This is a genomic window from Caldicellulosiruptor sp. F32 (genome assembly GCF_000404025.1).
GTDB lineage: Bacteria > Bacillota > Thermoanaerobacteria > Caldicellulosiruptorales > Caldicellulosiruptoraceae > Caldicellulosiruptor > Caldicellulosiruptor saccharolyticus.
Genome location: NZ_APGP01000063.1, coordinates 23,416 through 33,696, shown reverse-complemented (window position 1 = coordinate 33,696; position 10,281 = coordinate 23,416). Strand labels below are relative to the sequence as shown.

General features: G+C 37.2%; 6 protein-coding genes, 2 tRNA genes and 1 pseudogene. 7 read left to right on the top strand and 2 right to left on the bottom strand.

Annotated elements, in window-relative coordinates; genetic code table 11:
• Positions 1 to 127: 127 nt before the first annotated feature.
• On the top strand, positions 128 to 2,206 hold the full coding sequence (locus H964_RS06550; RefSeq protein WP_039765874.1) for an Athe_2463 domain-containing protein: 2,079 nt from the start codon (positions 128 to 130) through the stop codon (positions 2,204 to 2,206).
• A gap of 91 nt (positions 2,207 to 2,297) precedes the next feature.
• On the opposite strand, the pseudogene thiT reads toward H964_RS06550, so the two are convergent.
• Positions 2,298 to 2,932 (bottom strand): annotated as a pseudogene (gene thiT, locus H964_RS06545) (energy-coupled thiamine transporter ThiT).
• A 179-nt stretch (positions 2,933 to 3,111) separates the two neighbouring features.
• On the opposite strand from thiT, the gene H964_RS06540 reads away from it, so the two are divergent.
• From H964_RS06540 to H964_RS06520, 5 genes are all read left to right on the top strand, one after another.
• On the top strand, positions 3,112 to 4,395 hold the full coding sequence (locus tag H964_RS06540; protein ID WP_039765872.1) for an adenylosuccinate synthase: 1,284 nt from the start codon (positions 3,112 to 3,114) through the stop codon (positions 4,393 to 4,395).
• 183 nt (positions 4,396 to 4,578) lie between these two features.
• Complete coding sequence (locus H964_RS06535) at positions 4,579 to 6,321, top strand: ABC transporter ATP-binding protein (RefSeq protein ID WP_039765868.1); 1,743 nt, start codon at positions 4,579 to 4,581, stop codon at positions 6,319 to 6,321.
• A gap of 73 nt (positions 6,322 to 6,394) precedes the next feature.
• On the top strand, positions 6,395 to 8,191 hold the full coding sequence (locus H964_RS06530; RefSeq protein ID WP_039765866.1) for an ABC transporter ATP-binding protein: 1,797 nt from the start codon (positions 6,395 to 6,397) through the stop codon (positions 8,189 to 8,191).
• Positions 8,192 to 8,272: 81 nt separating this feature from the next.
• A tRNA-Lys gene (locus tag H964_RS06525) sits at positions 8,273 to 8,348 on the top strand.
• Between the two features lie 23 nt (positions 8,349 to 8,371).
• Positions 8,372 to 8,446 (top strand) — tRNA-Glu (locus H964_RS06520).
• 395 nt (positions 8,447 to 8,841) lie between these two features.
• Here H964_RS06520 and H964_RS06515 read toward each other — a convergent pair.
• Positions 8,842 to 9,423, bottom strand: a complete 582-nt coding sequence (locus tag H964_RS06515) for a stage II sporulation protein M (protein ID WP_039765863.1) — start codon at positions 9,421 to 9,423, stop codon at positions 8,842 to 8,844.
• Between the two features lie 170 nt (positions 9,424 to 9,593).
• On the opposite strand from H964_RS06515, the gene H964_RS06510 reads away from it, so the two are divergent.
• Entirely contained in the window at positions 9,594 to 10,226 is a 633-nt protein-coding gene (locus H964_RS06510) for an MBL fold metallo-hydrolase (RefSeq protein ID WP_011918065.1), read from the top strand.
• The last annotated feature ends 55 nt before the right edge of the window (positions 10,227 to 10,281 follow it).

Here is a 10,281-nt window from a genome sequence, read left to right as displayed (position 1 = left end):
GTTCCAATACCTTTAATCAATGGTGTAACTCTATCAAAACAGGCCGAGGAACCACTGATAAAGAAAGATGACGTTTATGGATATTATACTCGAAACAATAAGAAGCAATAAGAAGAGGTGATGGATGATGGCAAAAAATAGAATATTATCAGGGAGCAAGAGGCTGAAAAAGTCTCTTGCTCTCTTTTTATCCCTTGTTTTTCTGTTAGAGTTTGTGTTACAGGTAGTACCCGTTCAGAAAGCTTTTGCAATAGACTATAGTGCAATTAGCAATAACTACTACGAAGGTGGTTTTAACGAATACAAAGGTGTAACACGTGATGATATCAAAAGAGATATGGGCTTTCAATACTCTTATTTTGATGAAAAAACAGTCACAACCTATTATCTCAACGTAGAGTTAGCGATAGACTACAGGATGGCGGTGTATGGGCTACCGACAGATGTTGCCGGGAATACATTTGTTGAATCAAACCAAGGGTACTGGTTTATTGATTCCAGTGGCAAGATAGTGACAGTAAGCAATCCTGACAATCCACCTGCTGGTGTGAGGCGTGTAATTTTTAAGTACATGGGTTTAGGTGCTGATGGAGAACCTGTTATGGACCCTTATTGGCCCGATGATGAGGATTTGCAGTGGTCTGATTTAACAAGTACAACCATAAGAACAATAGCAGACTCAAAAGTTAAGGCTAAGTATGGGTCTTTGCTTAGTAAGAATGTGTTGACTCAGATTAAGGATTCAAGAACACTAAGTGCAATATTCGATCGAATTATTAACGGTTTTGTTCTTAGAAACTATAGCACAAGTCCCACAATCAACGGTAGATATACCTATGAACTTATAAACAAACTGGGCGGGAAGGTCAATATCAACAATTTCAGAGACTATGTAGTTTTGATAGGACCACCACAGGAGTTATATGCGCAAGCATACTTTTTCTTTGAAAAGAATGGACAAATACACGCAGTTAGGTTTACTGGTGCGGTAGGTAAATTTTTGCCTATACAGGATCCTGACAATCCAGAACTGAGTGATGTTCAGACAACAGCAGCTGTTGTGAAGGAAGTCAAGGGAATAACCAGGGATGGAGAAACTATAGACCTTCCAGTAGTCAACGGTAAATACTGGGTAGATACTGGTAAGGTAGAATATGTGAAAGTTACCTTTACTGTAAAGGGTAAGTTCTACGATGCTCACAAAATTTTAACGGAAGGTAATTCATTGGCGTGGTGGTATACACGTGTTGATGTAACAAAATGGATGACTGTTGCTAACTATTTAAGACTATCGTATTCCCAAAACGGACAAGTTGTAACAAAAGATTTAACAAACGAATATCTCTATCCTGCTGGGATTGTCACAGGTGAAGATAGATACAAACAAGCACCAGATCAGAATGTTGACCTTGAAAAAGATTTAGACACAGTTTACTGGTGGGATGATTGGTTAGACTACAACAATAGTGACATATATCTTCCCACAACCGAGTTAAAGCCTGGTACTAACACGTTATCATTTGCTGGAAAAGTAAGAGTATTTTTCAATGCTGGTTACCATACAGATGCTGTTAATTCCAAGAGCGTGAGTATACAGTTTTTAGTAACCGGCCTGCCAAAACCAACAGTACAGGCGAAAGTCGAACCTGCAGATACTAAAATCGCTTATTACAACGGGCAGTACTATTTAGATGGCGAAGTACTCAACCCGGCAACTTTGAATGAAAAGGTAGGGGCAACAGCGAGCGTTGACACCAGCCAGCTCTTCCCAGGAGTAAAAATAAAACTGTGGGAGTTCAAAGTGTATAAGAAACAATATGACCCTGTACAGGGAAGTTATGTCCCGGTTGAGGTTAAGAACTTTACAATAGATACAGCCAACAATCCGAATATAACGCTTTCTGAGAACAAAGGTACATGCACTTTTGACCCTGCTTCAGATATGGTAGTGTTCACTGAAAACATTAAGAATGTACGAGTTGGTACAACATACACACCGACATACTACGTAGATGCAAGATACCAGACGAAGGTCAACTCAGTCACTATCAACTACAACCAGCCATACTTTATGGGTGATGACCACATCTCTGTCCTGAAATTACTTTTGGTTTCAGGGCACATAGGGGAGACCGAACTTCGGCGCAAGTTCCTGCTTCTTGGGGCAGGGGCTATTGTTCAGTTTTACATAATTTGGTTAGCATGATGCAAGTAAGTAAAACTGGACAATTAGCACCGCTGCCCCTTTTTATGTGCTTTTCAAAAGATTAAAAAGTGAGGCTTAAATACCTAAATAGTTATACACCCTTTTTTAGCTGCTCAATAGCTTTTTTAACTCCAGGAATCAAAGCTACAATCAAACAAACAATCAAATCAGGACCCAAGTATGTTGCGTTATAGACTGCAGAGTACCACACAGGGTTCATTCCTTTTGGTGCATAAGATGCAAAGAATACAAACCCTGATACAAAGTGGAAGAAAAATCTGCCAAGTCCGCCAACTACAATTCCAGCTGGCAAGCTTTTTTGAAAAATCCTGCAAATCCGAGAGCACCAAACGCCAATGGATAGTCCAAAAGAAGCTGTGCCCAGTGAACAACATAAGGCTCTTGTATGAGCTGCAAGATTCCATAAGCGACACCTGCAATAATTCCAGCAGCAGGTCCGAAGATGTAGCTATATACAAAAAGTGGAAGCATGCTTGCAGGTGTAATTGAACCGCCCTGTGGCATTCTGTAGAGTTTTATAAACGAAAGTGTAAATGAAAGAGCAATACTAAGTCCGCCATAAACGATTGCCTTTGTTGATAAATTCTGTCGTTTATAAGTAGCCATCAAAAATAAAGATAAGATAAACAAAACAGATACAATAACAATTGTATACCACTTTAGCTTTGTGACATCTTTGAAGACGTTGAATAGATATTCAATCATTTTTAAGTTCATCTCCTTTAAAATTGATGGAATTTCATTATCAATATAAATAATACCAGTCAATTCTCATTTCTTCAATTATTAAAATAAAGCTAAATACTTAAAAAACTTACTTCATTCTGATATAATAAAGAAGGATTTTTTATAAAAAATAGCTTTTTAAAAAGGAGTATGATGAAATGTCACAAATCCGAGCAATAGTTGGCACCCAGTGGGGGGACGAAGGCAAGGGCAAGATAGTTGACTTTTTAGCAAAAGAAGCTGATGTTGTTGTCCGTGCCCAGGGAGGAAGTAACGCTGGGCATACAGTTGAAGCATTTGGCAAGATTTTTAAACTTCACTTAATACCATCAGGGATACTTTACAAAGACAAGATAAACATCATAGGAAATGGAGTTGTAATTGATCCAGAATCGCTCATTGAAGAGATAGAGAGCCTGCAAAAAGAAGGTATATCAACTGAGAACCTAAAAATTAGCGACAGAGCACATCTTGTTATGCCATATCATAAGATACTTGACGAAGAGCAGGAAAAGCAAAGAGGGGAAGAGTCACTTGGCACAACGAAAAGAGGAATAGGTCCTGCTTACACTGACAAAACTGAGAGGACAAACTTAAGAGTTTGTGACATGCTTGACGAGGATGAGTTTGTGCATAAGCTAAGAATTGTATATGAGAGAAAAAATCGGATACTTACAGAGGTGTATCACAAAACACCTATGAAATTTGGTGAACTTTTGGAGCAGTTTATGAAGTATGGTGAGATTCTAAGGCCGTATATCACAGATACAATAAAGCTTTTGAATGATGCTATAAAAGAAGGGAAAAAAATCCTTTTAGAAGGTGCCCAGGCAACAATGTTAGACCTCGATTATGGCACATATCCATATGTTACATCATCACACCCTACAGTTGGCGGATTTTGTATAGGGGCTGGAATTGCGCCAAAACACATCCAAGAGGTTATAGGAGTTGTTAAATCATATACAACAAGAGTTGGCAAAGGACCATTTCCAACAGAGCTTTTAGACAGAGTAGGAGATTCAATTCGAGAAAGAGGCAAGGAATACGGTACCACCACTGGAAGGCCAAGAAGGTGCGGCTGGCTTGACCTTGTGGTTGTAAGATATGCAGTTTTAATTAATGGAATTGACAAGATTGCACTCACAAAACTTGACACTCTTTCAAATCTGCCAAAAGTGAAGGTGTGTGTGGGGTACAGGCACGCTGGCAAAATCCTTGATTTGTTCCCAGCATCATTGAAGGTTGCAATGGAATGCGAACCAATTTATGAAGAATTTGATGGTTGGAGTGAAGAAGAGATAAAAAAAGCAAAAGAGTATGATCAGCTGCCAAAAAACGCCAAAAAGTACATTGAGTTTATAGAAAAAGAGACAGGTGCAAAGGTATTTTTGATTGGCACAGGTGCAAGTCGTGAGGATATTATTATAAAAGAGAATTGAAAATCTTTTTCGAAGATAAGTATGGAAATAAAAAAGCCACCCGAGGGATAGTATTGAAATGGGTGGCTTTTTGTGTACTTTAAGCTATTGATTTTATTCTATTTTTGTGGCAATGTATTAACTTTTTTTGTGTTTGGGTGTATAATATAAATTAAACTTTTATAAAAAAGGGATGAACGAAAATTGGACTATCTTAAGCGCATCCTTAAATATCTTGATGAGTACAAATTTCTGGTAGCACTTGGTCTAATTTTTTCTCTAATTTCTATATTTTGTAATATGACAGTTCCAAAAGTATCTAAACATATCATTGATGATGTTCTGATAGCAAAGCACTTTGATAGGTTGGCAAGTTTAGCACTGCTTGTTGCAGGTCTTGTTTTGATAAGGGCTTTTTGCAACTATTTTCAGGGGTACATATTTGAGTACACATCTCAAAAGGTCATATATCTTCTTAGAGACCAAATCTACACAAAACTTCAATATCAGTCTTTTGAGTACTTTGACAAAGCCTCCACAGGTGCAATTATGAACAGGATGGTGGGGGATTTAGAGGCAATTAGAGTGTTTTTGAACCAGAGTTTTGTTCAGGTGATAACCATAGCAATTACAATTGTCTCAGCCCTGAGCATAATGCTTTCGATGAACTTTTTGTTGTCAGTTTTGACCATTTCAACAGCACCTTTGATTTACCTCAATGTAAGAAGCCTTGCCAAAAAGCTTCATCCTACTTTTAAGAGTATAAGAATTGCATTTGAAAAGCTTACGTCCAAGGTACAAGAAAATATAACGGGAATCAGGGTTGTAAAAGCGTTTGGAAACGAAGACTTTGAGAAAAAGAGCTTTGAAAAGGTTGCATATGAGTTTACAGAGAAAAATATTGAGGCAGCGGATATTCGCTCATATCACAACCCTCTTGCAAACTTTTTAAACGGTCTTAACTCTGTAATAATTTTAGTTGTAGGTGGATATTTAGCAATAAAAGGGAAACTTAGCATAGGCACACTGTTTGCATTTGTGAGCTATGTCAACATCTTTAGTGCACCAATTGGCAACATTCAGAATCTGGTCAACCAGTGGCAAAACGCATTTGCATCACTGGAAAAAATATTTGAAGTATTAGATAGTGATATAGCGATAAAAAGTCCAAAAAATGGAATCAGACTAAAAGATGTTAAGGGTGACATTAAATTTATTGATGTATATTTCAAATACAACCAGCGTTATGTCTTAAAAGGTATAAACCTTCACATAAAGCCAGGTGAGGTTGTAGCAATCTTAGGTTCAACTGGCTCAGGCAAGTCGTCTTTGATTAACCTTCTTGCAAGGTTCTATGACTGCACAAAAGGCAGCATATTGATTGATGATATAGACGTCAAGGATATAAGGCTGTGTTCGCTTAGGAAAAACATTGGAATAATTATGCAAGAAACCTTTATATTCTCTGATACCATCGCAGCAAACATAGCTTTTGGAAAGCCGGATGCTACCTTAGATGAGATAAAATGGGCGGCAAAACTTGCCCAGGCAGATGAGTTCATTGAAAGACTGCCTCAGGGATATGACACAGTTGTTGGTGAGAGAGGAGTTGGGCTTTCTGGTGGGCAAAAGCAGAGAATAGCTATTGCACGAGCTCTTATTTACAATCCAAAGATACTTATATTAGACGATGCCACATCAAGCCTTGACTTTGAGACAGAAGCTGAGATTCAAAAAACCTTGCAAGAGGTTATAAAAGGAAGGACAACTATTATCATAACTCACAGGATATCTCAGCTTGTTGTAAATGCAGACAGAATTATTTACATGTCAGATGGTAGAATAGTCGAGGAGGGTGCACATGAGGAACTTATGAAGTTGAAAGGAAGGTATTATGCAACATTCAAAAAGCAACTTCTTGAAAGGTTAAATTCACTTCCTGCATAAGAATTAATTCAATGAAAAAAGGTTTGAGAGTATATAAAAAATTGTTATATTAGATGATGGGGGTTTTTAAAAAATGGCACAAGCCAATGTAAAAATGCCAATATTTAGTCAGGAAGAGACTTCATACGAATTAAAAGTGCCCTATTTGAAAAAGCTATTTAGATTTTTGCTACCATATAAAAAATGGCTTTTTCTTACCATCATTTTTATGTTTATTGCAACAGTTGCTGACCTTGTATCTCCATACCTTTTAAAAAAGGCAGTAGACGATTTTATTCCCAAAAAAGATTTTAAAGGAATTTTAGCAATTGGTGTTCTTCTTGTTTTGACACTTTTTATAAACAAAGAATGTTCAAAAAACAAGATAAAACTTGCAAACAGAACAGGCCAGATGGTTCTATTTGACATAAGAAAGGCACTTTTTGACCATGTACAGAGCCTTTCATTTAGCTATTTTGACAGAAATTCAACAGGAAGGATTATTGTAAGAATTGTGAATGACGTAAATACTCTAAACAACCTCTTTACAAACGGGATAGTGAATGTGATAACAGACATGTCCAGTTTAGTTCTTGCGACGGTTATAATGTTTTCAATTCATCCCAAATTAGCAGCTGTTACATTTACAGTTGTTCCGCTTTTTTTAGCAATACTTTTTGCAACAAGGAATGCTATAAAGAAAAACTGGAGGAAAGTTCGAAGGAAGATTGCAAATCTAAATGCGTACATACACGAGAATATAAGTGGGATTAGAGTAATTCAGGCATTTGTAAGACAAAAAGTAAACAAAGCAATATTCAAAGAGGTCATTGACGATGTCTTTGTTTCATGGATGAAAGCAATAAAAATAAACAATCTATTTGGCCCATTTGTTGAGATTTGTTCAATGATAGGGACACTAATAATCTACTGGTACGGTGTAAAACTTTTAAAGATAAACGGTGTTACTGTTGGTACATTAATTGCGTTTGTGAGCTACTTAGATAGATTTTGGCGACCGGTTGTGACCTTGAGCAATTTTTACAACCAACTTCTTGTTGCAAGCAGTTCGTCAGAGAGGATTTTTGAGGTTTTGAGCATCGAACCTGAGATTAAGGAAGACAAAAATGCAGTTGACCTTTCTACATTTAAAAATACGATTGAGTTCAAAAATGTATGGTTTTCTTATAAAGATGAAAATTATGTTCTAAAGGATATATCTTTTAAGGTTAAAAAAGGACAAATGATAGCATTGGTTGGTGCAACAGGCTCTGGCAAGACAACAATTGTAAACCTTCTTGCGAGGTTTTATGACCCACAAAAAGGGAGTATACTCATAGATGGAATTGATTTGAGAAAAATAAGTTTTAGAAGTCTCAGGAGACTTATTGGAATTGTTCAGCAAGAGCCATTTTTATTCTCAGGTACAATCTTAGATAACATACTCTATGGGAGGCCAGAAGCCAGCTTAGATGAAGCAATAGGAGTTTGTAAGTTCTTGGGAGTGCATGAGTTTATTTCTCAGCTTGAAAATGGATATTATACACAAGTAAACGAAAGGGGAACAAGACTTTCAACCGGGCAAAAGCAGCTCATATGCCTTGCAAGACTTTTGCTTCAAAATCCGGAGATTTTGATCCTTGATGAGGCAACATCGGCTTTAGATACACAGAGCGAGCTGATGGTCCAAAGTGCATTGAACAAGGTGACGAAAGATAGAACCTCAATTGTAATTGCTCACAGGCTCTCAACCATAAGAGATGCTGATCTTATCATTGTGCTTGACAAAGGCCAAATAGTTGAGATGGGAACACATGACAGCTTAGTTTCTAAGAAAGGTGTATATTACGAGCTTTGCACAAGCCAAGTAAGGTTTGTAAAAGCGGGGTGATAAGAAAGGAGCAAACAAATTTTTGTTATTTACAAACTCGCTTTTGTGCTTTATAATACAAAATTGCGGCTATTGTTGTGTGGGCCATTAGCTCAGTAGGCAGAGCACCAGCCTTTTAAGCTGGGTGTCCCGCGTTCGAGTCGCGGATGGCTCACCATTTTAATTTAAAAGCTCACAGGTGGCCCCGTGGTCAAGTGGTTAAGACACAGGCCTTTCACGCCTGTAACAGGGGTTCGAATCCCCTCGGGGTCACCATTGTTTATAGGAGCTGAGTACTTTCCGCGCATGCGGGAGATGAAAAGCTCCAGGCATATCCTGCTTGCCAGATGGCAACTGGGATATGCTAAATATTTTACAAATAGAAAAAGAAACACTTTACAAATCAAGACGGCAGGGACAGAATCCCTGCCTTTTTATTTTTCTTCTCTGGGAAGTTGCTTTTCTTTATTCTATAGTCAAAATCTCTAAGGCTAATGTTTTCTTTTGATAAATACTCACATCTCATAAAGCATAGCCCTAAAATAGCAAAGCAAACGATTACATAATTTTTGAAAGGGAAAAGGAGCTTGCTTTACAGAAGGATTAGAAACACAGGAGTTTTAATCTCAGCCCTTATCTTTGGTGCTATGAGGTTTCTTCTTTTTTGGTTTTCACCTTGCAAAGCTTGATGTGACATACGCTTCAATGAATGCAGCAACCACAACCAAAACTGCACCAAGTATGCTCAAGATGCAAAATCTTTTGAAGACAATCTTAAAATCTTCTTTTTTCTTTTCCAGAATAAGATTTTCAAGAAAAATGGCGGATGCAACAGCTCCAATTAAAAATGCAAAAATCTCAATTACTCCATGGGGCAAAAGCAAAAGCAGAGTCTTTCCGACTGAAGTGTGTTTTGCTGAAAGTGCAGCCACAGCCCCTACAATAACTCCATTTGACATCAAAACAAAAAGCGAAACAAGGCCAAATGTGAGCGTTCCTGCTACAATCAAAATAAGATAGACTCTCATGTTGTTTTTGAGTATTGCCAAGAAAAGCTCAAATTTGTTATCAACATTTTTCAAAATCTGCTGGAACATCTTTTTAAGATACATATCAACATATTTGCTTATCATATCGCCAAAATATATTCCAGCCAATATACCCAAGATCAAAAAAAGAACAAAAATACCAAGACAAATTAAAATGAGTCTTTTTTCTTTTCTTAAAGTTTCAACCCAAAAACTAAAGTTCAATTTCAAAGCCTCCTCAAAAAGGTTTATAGAGCTATTTAAAATCATAACAAATTGGTTCTTTTTTGTAAACCAATGCAAGCAGGAAAGATTTTCACAAATTTTTAATTAACATTTCCTCAGTTTAGTATATAATATTGTTGATAGTAAAAGAAAAGGGGGAAGTTTGAAACATGAAAATAACCTATCTTGCACATGCAAGCTTTTTGATAGAAACAAAAACAGGGGTAAAGATTTTAACAGACCCCTACGATAACTCTGTTGGCTACACAGTGCTTGAATTATCACCTGATATTGTTTTGACCTCTCATAAACACTTTGACCACGGCTACACAGGGGCTTTGAAAGGAGATTTTACTGTTCTGGACAAGCCTCAGGAATACAATGTCAAAGGAGTAAAGATAAGAGGTATAAAGACATTTCATGATCAGGAAGCTGGGCAGAAAAGAGGGGAGAATATTGTATTTGTCATAGAGGATGAGTTTTCTGTAGCACATTTGGGTGATTTGGGTCATGAGCTTGAAAAAGAGCATCTTGAGAAGATTGGCAAGGTAGATATTCTGCTCATCCCTGTTGGTGGAGTGTATACAATTGATGCAAAAGCTGCTTATAACGTTGCAAAGGCTATAAATCCAAAGATTATAATTCCTATGCACTATAAAACAGAAAAGCTGAAATTTGATTTGGGCAGGCTGGAGGAATTTACAAAACTTTTTGACAATGTAGAATATGCAAACTCTTTTGAGCTTGAGATAAAAGAACTTCCTGAGGCTCAAAAGGTCATTGTACTTTCGCACAAAGGTTAAAAATGCTTTGAAAATATAGCCTTGGTTGAAACTAAACTTACAAAAAAGGAGAAAA